The sequence below is a fragment of the Fusicatenibacter saccharivorans genome, assembly GCF_027667425.1.
Classification (GTDB): domain Bacteria; phylum Bacillota; class Clostridia; order Lachnospirales; family Lachnospiraceae; genus Fusicatenibacter; species Fusicatenibacter saccharivorans.
Genome location: NZ_JAQEGR010000014.1, coordinates 54,881 through 73,615, shown reverse-complemented (window position 1 = coordinate 73,615; position 18,735 = coordinate 54,881). Strand labels below are relative to the sequence as shown.

Sequence of the window (18,735 nt, the reverse complement as noted above, 5' to 3'; positions counted from 1 at the left end):
TCGTCCTCCGGGCGTTATTTCAGAAGCTGTTCTTCTAACTTCTGGTAGTCGTATTCTCTCTGATGGAAATTGTTGAAGCGGTTACTTGAAGCAGCAGGAGCGGTTTTTCGTGCCGCATTCTGATCAGAAGCGGTTTTCTTCCTTTTCTGGTGCTCCGCATCGCGCTGTTCGACGTCTGCCATGGAGCGGACGCCCTGTTCCTTCCATTTGGAGAGAATGCCTTCCGCGTACTGGAAGCTCGGCTGGCCGATCTTGGAAACGGTGCGCTGACAGGCTTCGATGATAAGATCAATCGTAAAACCGTAGGTATTCAGCCAGCGGTCCATCATCTCGGCTTCTTTTTCCACCGGTGCGCGGTTGCGGATGCCGAATGCTTTCAAAATTGTGTAGTAATGTTTGTTGAATGTCGTGGTCTCCTGTTTGGCAGAGGCAACATCGCGGATTCCGCTTTCCTGCCAGGCGAGTCCTACCTTTTTCAGGTAGTGGATGCTGGTGCTTCCCTTCGAAACACAGTATTCCACCAGGTATTCCAGAAGATCCGCGGAAAAGTGGAGATCATCATAGAAAAACATGATGCATTCGATTTCCGTTGGCGACAGAAGATGACCGAAATACGTCTGCGCAACGTAAAGAACGTGCTGCAGTTCTTCGCGGCTGCCGGGAGCGTGTTTTTTTTCTACTGACTGTCCGGAAATACCGGAACTGGAAAGATCATCTGCCGGAGAAGAGGCAGATGGGGCAGAAACGGCCGGCTGTGGTGATGGAGCCGGGGTCTGTTCCGTCTGCGGGATTTCAACGGATACAGCAGAAACAGCCGGTGCAGCCGCAATCGGGCCGGAAATCGAGGATTCCGGTGTTGGAAGGATTCCGCTTTCTTCCTTCCGGACAAGCGGCAGAAAGGCGATTCCGGTCGGAACGCTTTCCCCGGCGGTGTAGGAGAGCGAGAGGAGTCCCTGCTTCTCCCAGTATTTCAGCGCCCGGACGATATCGTTTTCCGTGCAGGAAAAAAAATCTGCCATCGATGACAGAGTGGAATCCTGCTGATGGTCTTTGACCAGCTTCAGCAGATAAAGGTACACTTTTACAAATTCTCCGTTGGCTGCGGGCATATATTGTTCCAGAAAAAGATCCGGCACAGCAGTCACACTGGCCAGGCAGTCATTGTTTAATGTCAGCATACTCAAAATTACACCATCCTGTTCTTATCGTGCGGCAGATTTTTACTTTTAGCGATCTGTTTTTTATTATACGTCTTGCCTTCTCATACACAATCAAGTATAACACAGTATTTTCGACAAGTGAATAGGTGTTTTGCGGAAAAAACATTCCGGGAAAAAGGCACGGTGGATGAAAAAGGACTGTGGACAATGTGGATAATGTGGAGAAATCCGTTTTGTGAAATATTATCATCTACCAAAAATGTTGAAAAATGGAGGAAAACAGGGAAGTATAGGACTTTCTGGTGATATCGTTATGTAAACAAAGTTATACACAGGAAATCCACATTGTGTGGATCGTAAAAATGTGTATAAAATTGTGGATAATGTGGATAACTCTGAAAACAGGCGAAAATACAGGAAAATAGCTGTGAATAAAAATGTGCGTAACTATTTGGCGAAAAGACAGATTGTGTGGATTCGGAGCAAAAAAAGACCCTGTGGAAAAAAGGAAAACTCCATTTTCCACAGGGAGCAGGTAAAGCGAAAGAATGATTTTATTTTTCGGAAGCAAGAAGCTCCTCACCGATTTTTACAACGTCTCCGGCACCCATGGTGATCAGCATGTCGCCCTCGGCAAGATTTTCGTTCAGATAGTTTTCGATTTCCGCAAAGGATGGGAAATATTCGCAGGCAGTGCCGAGTTTTACAATGCGCTCCTGGATATCTTTGGAGGAGATGCCGAGCGTATCGGTTTCTCTGGCTGCGTAAATATCGGCGAGAACCACATGGTCTGCCAGGGAAAGAGCGGCGGCGAAATCATCGAGCAGCGCTTTCGTTCTGGTGTAGGTATGCGGCTGGAAGACGCACCACAGTGTTCTGTGCGCACAGTTTTCAGCGGCTTCCATCGTTGCACGGATTTCGGTTGGATGATGCGCATAATCGTCGATCACCTTTGCTCCGTGGTATGTACCTTTATACTGGAAACGGCGGTCGGTTCCGCGGAAGGTGGCAAAGCCTTCGTGGATAGCGTTTTCCGGCAGCTGCAGTTCATCGGCCAGTGCAATGGCAGCCAGGGCGTTGGAAACGTTGTGAAGTCCCGGAACCATCAGCGTATAGCGACCGCGCAGCTCGCCACGGCAGATGCAGTCGAAGGACGGGTGATCGAACTCATCGTAGGTGATGTTGGCAGCGGTATAATCAGCGACAGCCTGATTCTCCAGCGCGTAGGTGACAACCTTACAGCCAAGACCTTCGGTCACGTAATCGTATTTCGGCGTATCGGCATTGATAATCAGCATGCCGTCGGTCGGGAGCAGACGGGCAAACGCACGGAAAGAGTGGCGGATGTCGTCGATATCTTTGAAGAAATCGAGATGGTCTGCATCCATGTTGAGGATAATGCCGATTTTCGGAAAGAAGCTTAAGAAACTGTTGGTATACTCGCATGCCTCGGTCAGGAAGGTTTCGGAATGGCCGACACGGATATTTCCGCCGATGGACGGAAGAATACCGCCGACAGAAATAGTCGGATCGCAGTCAGCGGCCATCAGAATGTGGGAGAGCATAGAAGTTGTTGTCGTCTTTCCGTGTGTACCGGAAACGGCGATCGGTGTATCGTAGTTGCGCATGATCTGTCCAAGCAGTTCAGCACGGGTCAGCATCGGAATGCCGGCAGCTTTGGCGGCGGCAAATTCCGGGTTGTCCGGGTGGATCGCTGCGGTGTAAACGACAAGGTCGATGCCAGGAATGATATTTTCCGCCTTCTGGCCGTAGAAAACCTGTGCGCCAAGAGAAGTCAGGTGGCGGGTCAGGTCACTTTCTTTTGCATCGGAACCGGAAATTGTAAAGCTTTCTTTTAAAAGAATCTCGGCAAGGCCGCTCATGCTGATGCCGCCGATGCCAATAAAATGTATATGGATTGGTTTGCTGAAATCTACTTCGTACATGGTATCTCCTTCAATGTGTCTTTTCACTGAAAATGGGGAAATTTTCTCAATACATATTTTTCAATTAATATAGGAAAGAACAGAACGAAATGCAGCGCCGGTTCCCCGGAATCCGGCTGGAACTGTTCTGGCTAATAGTATACACGTATTTGCCGGAAAAGTAAAAGAAAAAAAGCGGATGAATTCGAAAATGAAATAAAAAACAATGGATAAGTATTATAAACCAGAACATATGCAAAAAGAAATATTGCAAACTAAAATGAACGAAATGTAACAAAAACTGGTAAAAATAAATGAATACGCTGTCGAAAATTGTAGAAAATCATGATACGATTTTTGACACAAATAAAATGCATAGTCAAAATCAATAAAATATAAGATAAAATAAAAGAAAAATTATAAAAAATGTTCACAATGAGACGGAAGTGTGATATAATTTTAATTGTAGTTATCAAAGAAGTGCGTGGATATGAAAAACCAGAACCGACAGCATGGTTGCTGTTTCGTACACAGGGAGACAGGTGCTGTTTCGCTGCGTGAGAAAGTGATTCAGGTGTAAGTAGCCCCTTCCTGCAAGGCAAAGCCTGAAGGGGGGCAGCGAAGGTTACCGTTCGCGGAAAAGCGGTGAACGGTAAGCGTAGAACCGTACATTCTTACAGTTACTGCAAATCTTTAGATACGACAAGAGGTGATTGCATGATTAAGAAAGAGATGATAGCAATGCTGCTGGCAGGCGGTCAGGGAAGCCGTCTCGGTGTGCTCACGGAGAAAGTGGCAAAACCGGCAGTAGCATTTGGCGGAAAGTATCGAATCATCGACTTCCCGCTCAGTAATTGTATCAATTCAGGAATTGATACGGTAGGCGTACTGACCCAGTATCAGCCGCTGCGGCTGAATACCCATATCGGAATCGGTATTCCGTGGGATCTCGATAAAAACGAAGGCGGCGTAACCGTTCTGCCGCCATATGAAAAAAGTACAAACAGCGAATGGTATACAGGAACTGCAAATGCAATTTACCAGAACATGGCTTATATGGAAACATACAATCCAGAATATGTTCTGATTCTTTCCGGCGACCACATTTACAAAATGGATTACGAGGTGATGCTTGACTATCACAAAGCAAACCACGCAGATGTGACCATCGCATGTATGCCGGTACCGATCGAAGAAGCAAGCCGTTTCGGTGTCATGATCACAGACGGAAACGGAAGAATTACCGAATTTGAAGAAAAACCGGAGCACCCGAGAAGCAACCTCGCTTCTATGGGCATCTATATTTTCAGCTGGAAAGCATTAAAGGAATCTCTGACAGCCCTGAAGGATCAGCCGAGCTGTGACTTCGGAAAACACATTCTGCCGTACTGCCGCGACAACGGAAAACGTCTGTTTGCGTATGAGTTCAACGGCTACTGGAAAGATGTCGGAACGCTTGGCTCATACTGGGAAGCAAATATGGAGCTGATCGATATTATTCCGGAATTCAATTTATATGAGGAGTTCTGGAAGATCTATACCAAAGGTGATATCATCCGTCCGCAGTATGTTTCAGGGGACGCTGTCGTCGACCGCTGTATTATCGGCGAGGGCGCTGAAATCTACGGAGAGGTACATAATTCCGTCATCGGTGCGGATGTGCGCATTGAAAAGGGTGTTGTTGTAAGAGATTCTATTATTATGCGCCACAGCACAATCGGCGAGGGAACCCAGGTCAATAAGGCCATTATTGCAGAAAACGTACATGTCGGCAGGCATGTTGTGATGGGCGTTGGCGAGGAAGCGCCGAACGTCTTAAAACCGAATATTTACGGATTCGGACTTGTGACCGTTGGAGAAAAGGCAGTCATTCCGGATGGCGTAACCATTGGAAAGAATGTCTGCATTTCCGGCGAAACTTCCCTTGAGGATTACCCGGATGGCACACTTCCGTCCGGCGGAGCAATTGTAGAAAAGGACGGTGAGTAATATGAGAGCATTGGGAATTATTCTTGCAGGCGGTAACAACAACAAAATGAGAGAGCTGTCCAATAAAAGAGCCGTTGCAGCTATGCCGGTCGCAGGCAGCTTCCGCAGCATCGATTTTGCGCTGTCAAGTATGGCAAACTCTCATATTCAGAAGGTGGCTGTCCTGACACAGTACAACGCCAGATCCTTAAACGAGCATTTGAGCTCATCCAAATGGTGGGATTTCGGAAGAAAACATGGCGGTCTGTTTGTATTTTCTCCAACCGTTACATCAGATAACAGCTGGTGGTACCGTGGAACGGCAGACGCGATCAGTCAGAACCTGACATGGCTGAAAAACAGCCATGAACCGTACGTAGTCATCGCATCGGGAGATGGCGTATACAAACTGGATTTCAATAAGGTACTGGAATACCATATTGCAAAACGTGCGGATGTTACCGTGGTATGCACGGATTCCAAGGAAGCAGATACCAGCCGCTTCGGCGTCCTGAAGATGAATGAGGACTGCCGCATCGAGGAGTTCGAGGAAAAACCGATGGTTTCGAGCTCCAACGTGATCTCTACCGGTATCTATGTCATCCGCCGTCGCCAGCTGATCGAAATGATTGAGCGCAGCGCACAGGAAGACCGCTACGACTTTGTAAAGGATATTTTAATCCGTTACAAAAACCTGAAACGGATTTACGGATACAAGATCAATACCTACTGGAGCAACATTGCTACCGTAGATTCCTATTACAGAACCAACATGGATTTCCTGAAACCGGAGGTAAGAGATTACTTCTTCGGACAGTATCCGGGCATCTACTCCAAGATCGACGATCTTCCGCCGGCAAAATACAATCCTGGCTGCACAGTGAAAAATTCTCTTGTATCCAGCGGCTGTATCATCAACGGACAGGTTGAGAACTCTGTTTTGTTCAAGAAGGTATATGTTGGAAACAACTGTGTGATTAAAAATTCTATCATCTTAAATGATGTATATCTCGGAGACAACACTCACATTGAAAACTGTATTGTGGAGAGCAGGGACACCATCCGTGCAAACTCCTATCACTGTGGGGAGGACGGCATCAAAATTGTTGTCGAAAAAAACGAAAGATACGCCATCTGATTATGGGGTGAAAGGGGCATAAAAGTTTATGAACATTACAGACGTGAGAGTACGCAAGGTAACAAAAGAAGGAAAAATGAAGGCGGTTGTGTCTATCACAATCGATGACGAATTTGTTGTACATGATATCAAGGTGATTGAAGGAGAAAAAGGACTGTTTATCGCAATGCCGAGCCGTAAGGCTACGGACGGGGAGTACCGCGATATCGCACATCCGATCAACTCCGGAACCAGAGAAAAAATTCAGACCATTATCCTGAAACAGTACGAACAGGCGATGGCAGAAGCGGAAGCAGAGGAAGCTGCTGCAGAGGCCTGAGCAAAAAGGAAGAAAGAATGCCCCCGGGCGGAAAACGGAAGTGGTTACGTTTTCCGCCCGGGGGCGTTTTTGTCAGTAAAAACAAAGATGACGATATACAAAAGTATATCGCCATCTTTTTATGAGGGGGGAGATAGTGAGTGGTTTATCAACTATCCGAGCTTTATTATAAAAGGAATATGTGAGCAAAGTGTGTCCAAATTCTAAAAGAAATGGAAAAAATATAAAGAAAAGAAGAAAAATTGTGGGAAGAGGTATGGACAGAAGAGAGAAGAGAGCGTAAAGTGAGAAAAAAATGTATCTTCGGAGTCTTTTTTTGTGCCTGTATTTGCGCGAGCTGAAAAATTCCGGGAGTACATCATAAAAAGAGGAGGAAACAGGATGAGACAGAAGAGAATCAGCGATTACGGATATCGGATCGGACATCATGAAAACGGACCGCGAAACAAAATTACGGATGTGCCCGGTGTGCGGGTAGGCCATGCGACGGTGGAAAGTGGAAATCAGCATACCGGAGTGACGGTGATTGTGCCGGGAGAGGGCAATCCGTTTCTGAAAAAGTACCTGGCGTCTGCCTACGTGCATAACGGTTTCGGGAAAACGTGCGGTCTTGTGCAGGTACAGGAGCTCGGAACTCTTGAAACGCCCATTGCCCTGACCAATACACTGAATGTCGGAAAAGTGGCGGATGCCATGATTTCCTGGATGATACAGCAGACCAAAAAAGAAGGGGAAGATGTTTTTTCCATCAATCCGGTTGTCGGAGAATGTAATGATTCGAGAATCAATGAGATTTGTAACCGGGTAGTGGGGGAAAAAGAGCTGTATCAGGCACTGGAGCAGGCGGATACAGACTTTGCGGAAGGTGATATCGGTGCCGGAACAGGAACGATCTGCTATGGGCTGAAAGGGGGAATCGGATCGGCATCCCGCACGCTGGTGCTTGACGGAAAAACATATACCATTGGTGTTCTGGTACAGTCAAATTTCGGAGCAACCAGAGATTTGAAAATCAGTGGAAAACCGGCAGGAGAGAAGATTCTGGAGCGGATCCGGAAGGAAGAATGCGGAAGCAGCGCCGAAGACCGGGGATCTATTATGACGGTTCTGGCAACAGACCTTCCGGTATCGGAGCGGCAGCTGTACCGGATTATCCGCCGCTGTGGAGTTGGAATCGCCAGAACAGGAGCCTACACCGGCCACGGAAGCGGTGAAATCATGATCGGATTTACAACAGCAAACCGCGTAGACACAAAGAGTACATGTGAGGTGGAAGCGTGCGCCCGGATAAAAGAAGAAAAAATCAACGAGGCATTTGAAGCAGCGGCAGAGGCTGTGGAGGAAGCGATCCTGAACTCTATGGTAACCGCGAAGGAAAAAAGAGGCCTGGACGGAGCCAGATACCGCAGCCTTGCCGAATTTCTGGAAATACCAGGATTTCTGAAATAAATTATTTTTCCAGAACCATACGCCCCAGCTCGGAAATTTCACATCCGCCTTTTGTCCGGTGCACGATGAGATAACCGGCGGAAGAAAGCTCTCCGAGTACGGTGCGCAGAGCCGCTTCGGATACAAAGGTTTCTCCGTCGGCCAGTCCGTTTTTGATTGCCAGGCGGCCTGCTTTCGGATGCGTCGATACGAAAGAAAGAACCTGATATTGAAGGTCGGTGAGGGAAACGTCAGCCATCTGGCGGGAGCGGAGGTACGTCGGCAGATCGGAAAGCTGCAGCTTATGGCTGCTGTACCGGGTAAACAGGCTGCAGGACAGATTGTACAGCTCATGAATATTTCCGGGGTACGCATATTCCTTCAGAAAGCGCAGAAGCCCTTCCGAAAAGATCCGGTCGCAGGTCATATCGGTGTTGTGGAAAAACTGAAGCAGAAAGTAATTCAGAAGATCGGGAATATCCTCCCTGCGTCTGCGGAGCGGGACTGTCTGAAGCTCTGAAGCACTTAAAAGGTGAAAAAGTTCCCGCAGGAAGGTTCCTTTTTCTACTTTTTTGTAAAGGTTATCATCCGCAATAGCAATGATCCGCACATCGAAACGGCGGGTTTCCGGTGCGGAAAAGAAGTTACCATGAACATTGGTAAGAACATTGACCAGCAGATCCTGAATGGAAAGCGGAAAACGGTCCACCTGGGAAAGGACGAGTGTGCCATGGTTGGTTTCGGCAAGAAGCCGGAGCAGGGAGGCTTCGGTCAGATCATTTCCCGGAGAATGAAGAACGGAAAACGGATAATGATGGCGGCGCGAAAAATTGTGGATCGCACGTGCGAGTGTCCTGCGCTGTGTACCGCTTTCTCCCTGGATCAGAATCGGAAAATCAAAAAGTGCAAGATGTCTGGCCTGCGCCGTCAGATTCTGGACGGAATCTGCGTGGGACAGGGAAAGGGAAAAGGTACGGGAGGAAGCGAAAAAAGTGCTTTCTTCCGTTTTTTCGTCTTTCGGTACCGACATTTCCGTGGATCTGCTCTCGGGAAGAAACGCAAGAAAAACAGGCTCTGTATCCGGAAAAACCATAGAGAGAACGCTTAACGTGATCTGTGTTTTCTGATCCGAAAGGAGAATGGTCCAGTCACCGTTGCGGTCGAAAGCAGTGTCCGCGTAGGCAGGCGGAAGACATTCCGAAAAAGGCTGTCCTTCAAAGTTGGAGGAAGGAAGCGAGAAGGCATGTGCAAATTTAGCGTTCATGAACTGAATGCGGCCATCCGCACCAAACAGACAGATGCCAATGGGAAGAGAGAACAGGATAACCTGCATGAGCTGTTCGGTCTGTACATAATTTGTATAGTAAGTTTCTGAGGTCTTGACGGTGTGAAGAATCTGATTGACATAATTGCGCGATACACGGTTTACGGTCTGCAGAGGAATGTTGAAATATTCGCAGAGCTGTAAAATAGTGGAAATATCGATGATACGGTTGCCGATATCCAGCACATTGGGGATGCGGGAAGGAACGAGCTGCGGCTCGCCGGCGGTGATGGCAAACTGAATGTCAGACTCGGTATCCTTGCATCCGGGATAAAACGGAACAAAGTCATATTGTGTGATGCCGCATTCCTCAAGCTGGGAAATGATAGCGAGCGTGGAATATTTATCATCGTTTACCAGATAGACACGTTCGTGCGGCGGAATCTGAATGATTTTATCCAGGAACATATGGTTGAAAACGCGGTCGCAGGGGAGCTGCAAAATGGAGGAGTCAAGGGTAAGCGGAAAGGTTTCCATGGCGCGGACGCTTGGAAAAAGGACGCACTGGTATCCCCGGAAGAGAGAGGGGTCTGTGGCCTGCTCTCTTAAAAGGGTGTTGAAGGTGAGATATTCACCGAGCACGGAGTGAAGATAAGACTGAAATTCGGAAAGCATTCGTTTCCGGGAAGAAATGATCAATACGTTGCCAAGCTTTTGTTTTCTGTTCATAAAGGGACCTCTTTTCCTGCTAAAAAGTGGTAATGGGTTAAAAATTAGGATAATTATATCATTTTTGACGAAAATAAACAACCTAAATGCAAAAAGACAAAAAAGAAAAGAAAAAATCAAGAAGAATGCTTTGACATAGTGACGCATTACATCTATAATACCGATTAAGCAAAGGGGCTGTAAAAAAAGGTAAGGCATCTTTGCTCTTTTTTATATCATGGTTCTGTTATCTGTGAAAAGAAAGAACAAAGAAAACAGCAACACTTGCAGAAAAGGAGGAGACAACAATGAAAAAAAGACATGTAATGCGTGCTCTGGTTGCAGCAGCAACGGCACTGGCACTGACAGCATGTGGATCGACAGGTTCTTCTGACACAAGTAAGAGCACATCAACAGCATCCGCTGCATCGACCTCATCCGGTTCAGAAGCAGGTACGGAGAATACCATCACGATTCCGGCAGGCGAGTCGGTATCCCAGGATTCTGATGTTACGGCAATGGTAGCTGTAGACTTTACCACCATGGATCCGATGGATACTTCCGATACACTTTCCGGTGGTGTACAGCGAATGATGATGGACGGTCTGTTTGGATTCGATGAGAATATGCAGATCATTCCGATGCTGGCAACCAGCTACGAAGCAAACGATGAAGCAACCGAGTATACGATCCATCTTCGTGAGGGCGTAAGCTTTACCGATGGAACTCCGTGGAATGCAGATGCCCTGATTGCAAACGTAAATAAATGGGCAGACAAGAGCCTTGGACTGAAACGTACTACATTCCTCTGCAATGTTCTGGATCATGCAGAGAAGATAGATGATTATACCGTTAAAATTTATTTATCACAGTCATTCGGTGCTTTCATCAGCAACCTGGCACATCCGGCTACGCTGATCATGAGCCCGAAACAGATTGAAGCAGGAGAAGATGCCTGTGCACAGGCACCGGTAGGAACCGGCCAGTACAAATTTGTTGAGTGGGTTGCCGGTGACCATATGAAGGTAGAGCTGAACAAAGACTGGTGGGGATATGACGCAGACGTCTGCGGCGGAACTGCTCTGGCAGATGCAGATGCAGGATTTAAGAGCATCACATTCAAACCGGTTGCAGAAAGTGCTACCCGTGTATCTGCAATTCAGGCAGGTGACGCACAGATTATGTGGTCTGTACCGACAGAAAGTGTTGACACCTTAAAAGGTGACAGCAACGTATCCGTTGGAATGGGCGACAGCATCGCCGTATGGTACTTCTTCATGAATACACAGAAAGCACCGTTCAACGATGTGAAGGTTCGTGAGGCAATGGCTTATGCAATCAACAAAGAGGCATATATCCAGGTCGTTATGAACGGTTACGGTTCTGTGGCAACTTCTATGGTAGGAGAAGAAGTACAGCACTACAAAGGAAATGATCCGTATTCCTACGATCCGGAAAAAGCAAAAGAGCTGTTAAAGGAAGCAGGATATCCGGATGGATTTACCACAACACTGATGTACAGCAACACGACAGCAAATCAGAAAAAAGCAGAGTTCTACAAACAGCAGCTTTCTGAGGTTGGTATTGATCTGGAATTGAACGGAATGGAAAATGCCGTTCTGAATGAAAAGGTTCAGGGAGCTGACTGCGCAGGAGCAGATGCCGAGGTAGACTGCTACTTAAGCGGATGGTCTACTTCCACCGGTGATGCTGACTGGGGACTTCGCCCGATGCTGGCAACCGAGTCTGAGCCGCCGATGAGCTTCAATATCAGCTACTATGAGAATGAAAAAGTAGATCAGCTTCTCAAAGATGGTCTTGCAACAGCAGATGAAGACAAACGTGGTGAGATCTATGCAGAAGTACAGGATACTGTATGGAAGGATCTTCCGCTGCTCTGCATCGCAAGTGATAAAAACATCTGGGCAACCAGCAACAACATTACCGGAGTATATCTGTTAGGCGATGGAAGCATCGGCATGAGAAATGCCAGAATGGCAGCCGAATAACGGCAGACTGAAATAAGGATATGAAAAAGACCCCGGCGTCCTTCCATCAAAAGAGGGCGCCGGTTTCTTACAAACAGGAAAGCAGGCAGTGATCCGTGGGATTGTACCTGTAGGATAAGCATGAAAGTAGGAGATACAATATGCCAAAATATATACTGAAGCGTATTGTGGGTACGATCCCCACACTGATTATTGTTGTTACATTTGTATTTTTCTTTGTCCGCCTGATTCCGGGAGATCCGGCGAGACTCGTTGCAGGAGAGCAGGCAACACAGGATGACGTAGAGGCAGTAAGAGAAGAGCTTGGCCTCAATAAATCCATTCCGACACAGTATGTTACCTACGTGACAGGACTTTTAAAAGGAAATCTCGGAACCTCCCTTCGAACAAAGCAGCCGGTTACAAAGGAAATTGCGGGAAGATTCGGAAATACCGTCCGTCTGGCATTTGTCACATTGCTGTGGAGCTCGGTTGTTGGTGTGCTCTTTGGTGTGTGGTCCGGAACACACCGGGGAAAATGGCAGGATTATACCGGAATGACGATTGCGGTCTCGGGTATTTCACTCCCCTCGTTCTGGATCGGCTTTCTGCTGATTATGCTGTTTGCGGTAAAACTGCGAATTCTGCCGACAACAAGCGGAACAAGCCTGAAAAGTCTGATTATGCCGTCGATCACGCTCGGCGTCGGAATTGCAGCCGTGATCGCACGATTTACAAGATCCTCCATTATTGAGGTTTTAAAAGAAGATTACGTCAGAACAGCAAGAGCAAAAGGAATCAAAGAAAAGGTTGTGATCTGGAAGCATGTTTTCCGCAACTCCATGATCTCCGTCGTGACGGTTGTGGGTCTGCAGTTCGGCTTTCTGCTGGGAGGTTCTGTTGTCACAGAAACGGTATTTGCCTATCCTGGCCTTGGCTCCCTTCTGATTGAATCGGTCAATTACAGAGATTATCCGGCAATCCAGTCCCTGATTCTGATCTTTTCGCTGCAGTTTATCGTCATCAACCTGATTGTCGATATCCTCTATGCGGTTCTGAATCCGGAAATTAAACTTCAGTAGGAGATGAGTGGAATGAAAGAAAAGAAAAAAGTACAGACCGAGAACCAGGAGAGAATTAAAACTCCGTTTTCTGAGATGGTTCGAAAATTTAAAAAACAGAAAAATGCAGTAGTTGCGCTTTGTTTTATCATTTTTCTCATTTTCCTTGCGTTTTTCGGAAGCAAAATTGTGCCGTACGGAATCAATGAGTATGATTACAATGCGATTCTGCAGGGACCAAGTATGAAGCACCTGTTTGGAACGGATGAGTTTGGACGGGATCTGTTTTCCCGTATCGTCTGTGGAACCCGGATTTCACTTGCAGTCGGATTCGGCGCTGTTACGGTCGGTGCAGTCTGTGGTACCATTCTCGGACTTCTGGCCGGATATTACGGCGGATGGATTGATTCTATTATTATGAGAATCTGCGATGTCCTGTTCGCTTTTCCGGGACTGATTCTTGCAATCGCCATCGTGGCAATCCTCGGAAGCGGCATGACAAACGTTGTGATTGCGGTCGCTGTCTTTTCTACACCGACCTTTGCGCGGCTTGTCCGAAGCAAAACGCTGAGCCTGAAAAATTCCGTCTTTGTCCTGGCGGCACGGAACATCGGTGTTTCCGATGCAAGAATTCTGTTTCACCATATTCTGCCGGGAGCCATTCCGGACATCATTGTACAGTATTCCATGTCATTTGGATCTTCCATTCTGACAGCATCAAGCCTTTCCTTCCTGGGAATGGGCGCACAGCCGCCGACACCGGAATGGGGACTGCTTCTTTCCAACGGAAGAAACTATATGGCAAGTGCAATGTATGTGACGATTTTCCCGGGTCTTGCGATTTTCCTTACCGTACTGAGCTTTAACCTGTTAGGCGACGGACTTCGCGATGCACTCGATCCGAAACTTTCCGATTGATAAGGAGGAGCAGAAGTGGCTACTGATAACGTACTTGAGATAAAAAATTTACATACGTATTTCTATACCGATGGCGGCGTGATCAAAGCAGTAGACGGTGTCGATGTGGAGCTTCGACGCGGCGCAACGCTTGGTATCGTAGGCGAGTCGGGAAGTGGAAAGAGCGTGACATCCCTCTCTGTGATGGGATTACTGACCGGAACGAAAGGAAAAATTGCTGATGGCGAAATCCTGCTGGATGGCGATGACATTGTAAAGTTGACGAAGGAACAGCAGAGAAAGCTGCGCGGAAGCAAGATTTCCATGATTTTCCAGGAACCGATGACCAGTCTGAACCCGGTCATGAAGATTGGAGACCAGGTGGCAGAATGCGTTCTGCAGCACGAAAAAATATCAAAAAAAGAGGCACTGAAAAAGGCAGAGGACATGCTCCGGAAAACGGGTGTTCCGCGTGTGGAGCATATGATGAAGGAGTATCCGTTCCAGCTTTCCGGCGGACAGAGACAGAGGGTCATGATTGCCATGGCGCTTGTATGCAAGCCGGAAATCCTGATTGCGGATGAGCCGACGACTGCGCTGGATGTAACGATTCAGGCACAGATTCTGGATCTGATGAATCAGCTGAAAAAAGAGACAGGTACATCCATCCTGTTTATTACACATGATCTTGGCGTCGTTGCAGAGGTCTGCGATGATGTTGCCGTTATGTACTGCGGCCGCGTGGTAGAGCGCGGAGATGTAAAAACAATTTTCGCCAATCCGTCCCACCCGTATACGAAGGGACTGCTGGGATCGATTCCGAGACTGGGAGACGCCGGAAAAGAACTGAAGTCGATTCCGGGTAACGTTCCAAACCCGAAATATATGCCGAAAGGCTGCAAATTTGCGCCGCGATGTCCATACGCTTCGGAAAAGTGCCGCGAGGAAGAACCGGGATTTTTCCAGATCGAGGAAGGCCATATCAGCAGATGCTGGCTCTGCGAAAGCGGACAGCTCAAAACAGATCACGTAGAGAAGGCAGGTGACTAGGATGTCGGATACATTACTTAGAGTAGAGGATTTGAAAATTTATTATCCGGTTGCCGGAAGCGGATTTGGGAAAAAGGAATTCGTCAAAGCGGTAGACGGAGTTACCTTTGAGGTGAAAAAAGGAGAGGTATTCGGAATTGTAGGCGAGTCCGGCTGCGGAAAATCCACACTGGGAAGAGGGGTCTGCAAACTGGAAAATCTGACATCGGGCCATGTGTATCTGGATGGCGAAGATATTACAGAGTACAATGACCGGAGAATGCGTTCCATCCGGAAAAAAGTACAGATGGTTTTTCAGGACCCGTATGCGTCCCTGAATCCACGAATGTCCGTTTTTGATATCATTGCAGAGCCGCTGCTGGTGCATCATCTGTATCAGGATAAAGCGGATCTGGAAAAGAAAGTGCTGGATCTTTTGCACCGGGTAGGACTGGATGACTACCATGCAAACCGTTATCCACATGAATTTTCCGGCGGTCAGCGTCAGAGAATCGGAATTGCCCGTGCACTTGCGGTAGAACCGTCTCTGATCATCGCAGACGAACCGGTTTCGGCACTGGATGTGTCTATTCAGGCGCAGGTTCTGAATCTTTTAAATGAACTGAAGCATGACCTGGATCTGACCTATATTTTTGTTGCACATGACCTGAGCGTTGTGGAATACATCAGTGACCGTGTCGGCGTTATGTATCTCGGCAATTTCGTGGAGGTCGGAGAAAAAGAGAAAATTTACAGCAATCCGATGCATCCGTATACGCAGGCACTGCTTTCTGCAGTTCCGGTTCCGGATCCGACGGCAAAAAGAGAAAGAATTCTGCTTGAGGGAAGCATCCCATCCGCCCACAAGCCGCCGACAGGCTGCAAATTCCATACCAGATGTCCAAAATGCATGGAATGCTGCAAAACACAGGCGCCGGAGCGGTATGAAGTGGATGACGGACATTACGTATATTGTCATCTTTATGATAAAGAAAGAAGGGAACAGCAGAAATGAAGCTTTTTATCAGTGCAGATATCGAGGGCTGTGCCGGAGTGGCACTGACCGATGAAACACATAAGAAGGAAAGCGTATACCAGAGATTTGCAGAGGAGATGACCGAAGAGGTCGTTGCGGCATGCGAAGCAGCACATGAAGCGGGCGCGGATGAGATTGTCGTAAAGGACGGTCACGGAGATGCATCCAACATTGACCCGCTGAAAATGCCGGAGTATGTCACCCTGATCCGGGGAAAGAGTGGTCATCCGTATAATATGATGTATGGTATCGACGACAGCTATGACGGCGTACTGTATCTTGGATACCATGCACCGGCAGGAGATCCCAATTTTTCGATCAGCCACACATCGACAGGAAACAGCCTGTATATTCATCTGAATGGAAAAGTGATGAGTGAGTGCATGCTGAACAGCTATACAGCAGCATCACATCACGTACCGGTGCTGTTTCTTTCCGGAGATGAGGAGATCTGCCGTCAGGCCAAAGAACTGATTCCGGGCATTACGACAGTGGAAACGAAGCATGGTGTCGGTGCGGCAACGTGGTGCAAAGCGAAAGGAAAAGTGATATCCGAAATCCGGGAAGGGGTAAAAAAGGCAGTTGCCGGACAGAAAAAAGAGTGTCAGGTGGCTCTTCCGGAGCACTTTACATATGAGGTAACCTATAAAGACTGGAAAAAAGCGTACACGATGTCGTTTTATCCGGGAATGCAGAGGGTAGATACCTTCACAAATAAGCTGGAGACAGATCGCTGGATGGATATTGTCACAGCACACTGCTTTGTTGTATATTAAGAATATAAATCTGATAGAAACCCAAAGAAAAGAGGATAAAACAATGGATATAGAAATGTTTGGTAAGCTTTCCGATGCATTTGGACCAAGTGGATTTGAGGAGGATGTCATCCGTACCATAGCAGATTACTGCAAAGAATTTGATGTAGAAAATGACGCAATGAATAACCTGTATGTGCGGATGCCGGGAACAAAGCAGGATTCCCGTCCGGTCATCCAGCTGGATGCCCATCTGGACGCATGCGGTTTCATGGTACAGAATATCCAGGACAACGGATGCCTTGGCATTATCATGCTTGGCGGCTTTCATCTGACCAGCCTTCCGGCACATGCGGTATGGATCCGCACCAGATCCGGAAAAATGGTACATGGTATTATCTGCGCAAAACCGGTTCATTTCATGACAACAGCGGAACGCAGCAGTCAGACTCTGGAAATTGAAAAAATGTATGTGGATGTCGGAGCAACCAGCCGCGAGGAGGTTGAAAACGTTTTCGGAATCCATATCGGTGATCCGATGATGCCGGATGTAACCTTTGAATACGATGCAGAGCATGAAATCTGCTTCGGAAAAGCATTTGACAACCGTGCCGGTTGCGCGTGCATCGTAGATACGATGAAACAGCTGGAAAAGGAGCAGGCTTCTCTTGCAGTTAATGTTGTCGGCGCCTTTGCGGCGCAGGAGGAGGTCGGAACCCGCGGTGCTGTGGTAACGAGCCAGATTGTAAAACCGGATCTTGCCATTGTATTTGAAGGATCTCCTTCCGATGACTTTTTCATCAGCGCAGGACAGGCACAGGGCTGCATGAAGAAGGGTGTTCAGATTCGTATCCTGGACAACAGCTATATTTCCAATACGCAGTTTATTTCACTGGCCGAGGAAGTGGCAGCAAAATGCGGAATCAAATACCAGGAGAGCGTAAGAAGAGGCGGAAGTACAAACGCAGCAAAAATCAGCGTGACAGGAAAAGCAGTTCCGTGTCTGGTGCTTGGTGTTCCATCCCGCTATGCGCACAGCCATTACAATTTCTGCGCAAAAGAAGACCTGGAGGCAGCAAGCGCAATGGCAGCCAATGTCATTCGTGCTTTAGATGAGGAAAAGATCCGTCATATCTGCCATCAGGATGTACTGTAAAATATTCGATAACGAAAGAAAAAGCATGCCGGAAGCGGGTTCACAGGAAAGGTGAAGCCGTTTTCGGCATATCTGGTAAAAAGGAGAGTTTACAAGTGAGAAAACCGATCATTGGAATCTTGGGAAATACGTATAAAACACAGCCGGGACTTTTTTCAAGCGCGGAGAGAATGTATGTCAACAGCGATTATATCGAATCAGTTCTGAACAACGGCGGAATTCCTATGGCAATTCCGGCAGTTGCCATGAAAGCGGATCCGGAAGGCATACTTGCTGTGTGCGACGGAATTCTGGTTCCCGGCGGAGAGGACTTAAATCCGTGGTATTATGGGGAAGAGCCAAAACCGCAGATCCAGACCATCCGCCCGGAGATCGACGAGGCATGGTTCGCACTTGGACGGGCAGCAAAAGAGATGGGAATGCCCATGCTTGGCATCTGCAAGGGAATTCAGTTTTTAAATGTCCTGTGCGGCGGTGATCTGTACCAGGATATCTATACGCAGAAGGAAACCACAATTCTGCATCTGCAGTCCCTGGAGCGGTCTTATCTGCATCACCATGTGGAAATTAAAGAGGGAACCCATCTGGCAGAAATCCTCGGGGCGGGAACCCATGCGGTAAACTCCATGCATCATCAGGCAGTGCGTACGCCGGGAGAGGACATCGTGGTTTCAGCAACGGCGCCGGATGGAACCATCGAGGCGATAGAAAGCCGCAACGGACAGATTGTGGCCGTACAGTGGCATCCGGAAGGGCTGATCCATTCAGCGCCGGAGATGAACCGCCTTTTTGCGGATCTGGTAGAAAGAAGCAGCAGATACAGAGAGAAAAGGTAACGATTTGGAACCATGTAAAAGGAAAGAAAAACCGGGATGGGACTTTTGAACCGTTACGAAAAAATAA

15 protein-coding genes are annotated in these 18,735 nt (G+C 47.7%); 12 read left to right on the top strand and 3 right to left on the bottom strand.

Going from position 1 to position 18,735, the window contains the following annotated elements; all coding sequences use genetic code 11:
- Positions 1-14: 14 nt before the first annotated feature.
- Together PGS38_RS13440 and murC are read right to left on the bottom strand one after the other, a co-directional pair.
- Positions 15-1,178: a DnaD domain protein gene (locus PGS38_RS13440; protein ID WP_118601401.1), complete on the bottom strand. Its 1,164-nt coding sequence runs from the start codon at positions 1,176-1,178 to the stop codon at positions 15-17.
- A 536-nt stretch (positions 1,179-1,714) separates the two neighbouring features.
- Positions 1,715-3,106: a UDP-N-acetylmuramate--L-alanine ligase gene (gene murC, locus PGS38_RS13435; RefSeq protein WP_118601400.1), complete on the bottom strand. Its 1,392-nt coding sequence runs from the start codon at positions 3,104-3,106 to the stop codon at positions 1,715-1,717.
- A 696-nt stretch (positions 3,107-3,802) separates the two neighbouring features.
- Here murC and PGS38_RS13430 point away from each other — a divergent pair.
- The 4 genes from PGS38_RS13430 to PGS38_RS13415 all read left to right on the top strand — a co-directional run bounded on the left by PGS38_RS13430 (position 3,803) and on the right by PGS38_RS13415 (position 7,959).
- Positions 3,803-5,074, top strand: coding sequence for a glucose-1-phosphate adenylyltransferase (locus tag PGS38_RS13430; protein ID WP_117802608.1), 1,272 nt, complete (start codon positions 3,803-3,805; stop codon positions 5,072-5,074).
- Position 5,075: 1 nt separating this feature from the next.
- On the top strand, positions 5,076-6,191 hold the full coding sequence (glgD, locus tag PGS38_RS13425; protein WP_022463228.1) for a glucose-1-phosphate adenylyltransferase subunit GlgD: 1,116 nt from the start codon (positions 5,076-5,078) through the stop codon (positions 6,189-6,191).
- Positions 6,192-6,219: 28 nt separating this feature from the next.
- Positions 6,220-6,510: a septation regulator SpoVG gene (gene spoVG, locus PGS38_RS13420; protein WP_022463229.1), complete on the top strand. Its 291-nt coding sequence runs from the start codon at positions 6,220-6,222 to the stop codon at positions 6,508-6,510.
- 381 nt (positions 6,511-6,891) lie between these two features.
- A complete protein-coding gene (locus PGS38_RS13415; protein WP_173828084.1) occupies positions 6,892-7,959 on the top strand; it encodes a P1 family peptidase in 1,068 nt (355 codons plus the stop codon).
- Position 7,960: 1 nt separating this feature from the next.
- On the opposite strand, the gene PGS38_RS13410 is transcribed toward PGS38_RS13415, so the two are convergent.
- Entirely contained in the window at positions 7,961-9,931 is a 1,971-nt protein-coding gene (locus tag PGS38_RS13410) for a sigma 54-interacting transcriptional regulator (RefSeq protein WP_158580604.1), read from the bottom strand.
- Positions 9,932-10,218: 287 nt separating this feature from the next.
- Here PGS38_RS13410 and PGS38_RS13405 point away from each other — a divergent pair, with 287 nt between their 5' ends.
- The 8 genes from PGS38_RS13405 (at position 10,219) to PGS38_RS13370 (ending at position 18,668) form a co-directional block, all read left to right on the top strand.
- A complete protein-coding gene (locus tag PGS38_RS13405) occupies positions 10,219-11,919 on the top strand; it encodes a glutathione ABC transporter substrate-binding protein (protein ID WP_119188876.1) in 1,701 nt (566 codons plus the stop codon).
- Between the two features lie 140 nt (positions 11,920-12,059).
- A complete protein-coding gene (locus PGS38_RS13400) occupies positions 12,060-12,980 on the top strand; it encodes an ABC transporter permease (protein WP_022463233.1) in 921 nt (306 codons plus the stop codon).
- A 12-nt stretch (positions 12,981-12,992) separates the two neighbouring features.
- Positions 12,993-13,877, top strand: coding sequence for an ABC transporter permease subunit (locus PGS38_RS13395; protein ID WP_055265632.1), 885 nt, complete (start codon positions 12,993-12,995; stop codon positions 13,875-13,877).
- 15 nt (positions 13,878-13,892) lie between these two features.
- The gene (locus PGS38_RS13390; RefSeq protein WP_119188877.1) at positions 13,893-14,906 is read left to right on the top strand and encodes an ABC transporter ATP-binding protein; all 1,014 of its coding nucleotides are present in this window, start codon (positions 13,893-13,895) and stop codon (positions 14,904-14,906) included.
- A 1-nt stretch (position 14,907) separates the two neighbouring features.
- Positions 14,908-15,900 (top strand): ABC transporter ATP-binding protein, encoded by a 993-nt coding sequence (locus PGS38_RS13385; protein ID WP_055219243.1) that lies wholly within the window; start codon positions 14,908-14,910, stop codon positions 15,898-15,900.
- A complete protein-coding gene (locus PGS38_RS13380) occupies positions 15,897-16,697 on the top strand; it encodes a M55 family metallopeptidase (RefSeq protein ID WP_117802603.1) in 801 nt (266 codons plus the stop codon). Before PGS38_RS13385 ends, PGS38_RS13380 begins: the two co-directional genes overlap by 4 nt.
- Positions 16,698-16,740: 43 nt before the next feature.
- Complete coding sequence (locus PGS38_RS13375; protein ID WP_117802602.1) at positions 16,741-17,832, top strand: M42 family metallopeptidase; 1,092 nt, start codon at positions 16,741-16,743, stop codon at positions 17,830-17,832.
- A gap of 95 nt (positions 17,833-17,927) precedes the next feature.
- The gene (locus tag PGS38_RS13370; RefSeq protein ID WP_055226730.1) at positions 17,928-18,668 is read left to right on the top strand and encodes a gamma-glutamyl-gamma-aminobutyrate hydrolase family protein; all 741 of its coding nucleotides are present in this window, start codon (positions 17,928-17,930) and stop codon (positions 18,666-18,668) included.
- Positions 18,669-18,735: the final 67 nt, after the last annotated feature.

Excerpts from the sequence above, each read along its gene's own strand:
- glgD (WP_022463228.1), top strand. The coding sequence starts at position 5,076 with ATGAGAGCATTGGGAATTATTCTTGCAGGCGGTAACAACAACAAAATG.
- PGS38_RS13440 (WP_118601401.1), bottom strand. The coding sequence starts at position 1,178 with ATGCTGACATTAAACAATGACTGCCTGGCCAGTGTGACTGCTGTGCCG.
- PGS38_RS13375 (WP_117802602.1), top strand. The coding sequence starts at position 16,741 with ATGGATATAGAAATGTTTGGTAAGCTTTCCGATGCATTTGGACCAAGT.
- PGS38_RS13395 (WP_055265632.1), top strand. The coding sequence starts at position 12,993 with ATGAAAGAAAAGAAAAAAGTACAGACCGAGAACCAGGAGAGAATTAAA.
- PGS38_RS13415 (WP_173828084.1), top strand. The coding sequence starts at position 6,892 with ATGAGACAGAAGAGAATCAGCGATTACGGATATCGGATCGGACATCAT.
- PGS38_RS13430 (WP_117802608.1), top strand. The coding sequence starts at position 3,803 with ATGATTAAGAAAGAGATGATAGCAATGCTGCTGGCAGGCGGTCAGGGA.
- murC (WP_118601400.1), bottom strand. The coding sequence starts at position 3,106 with ATGTACGAAGTAGATTTCAGCAAACCAATCCATATACATTTTATTGGC.
- PGS38_RS13400 (WP_022463233.1), top strand. The coding sequence starts at position 12,060 with ATGCCAAAATATATACTGAAGCGTATTGTGGGTACGATCCCCACACTG.
- PGS38_RS13385 (WP_055219243.1), top strand. The coding sequence starts at position 14,908 with ATGTCGGATACATTACTTAGAGTAGAGGATTTGAAAATTTATTATCCG.
- PGS38_RS13405 (WP_119188876.1), top strand. The coding sequence starts at position 10,219 with ATGAAAAAAAGACATGTAATGCGTGCTCTGGTTGCAGCAGCAACGGCA.
- PGS38_RS13410 (WP_158580604.1), bottom strand. The coding sequence starts at position 9,931 with ATGAACAGAAAACAAAAGCTTGGCAACGTATTGATCATTTCTTCCCGG.
- spoVG (WP_022463229.1), top strand. The coding sequence starts at position 6,220 with ATGAACATTACAGACGTGAGAGTACGCAAGGTAACAAAAGAAGGAAAA.
- PGS38_RS13380 (WP_117802603.1), top strand. The coding sequence starts at position 15,897 with ATGAAGCTTTTTATCAGTGCAGATATCGAGGGCTGTGCCGGAGTGGCA.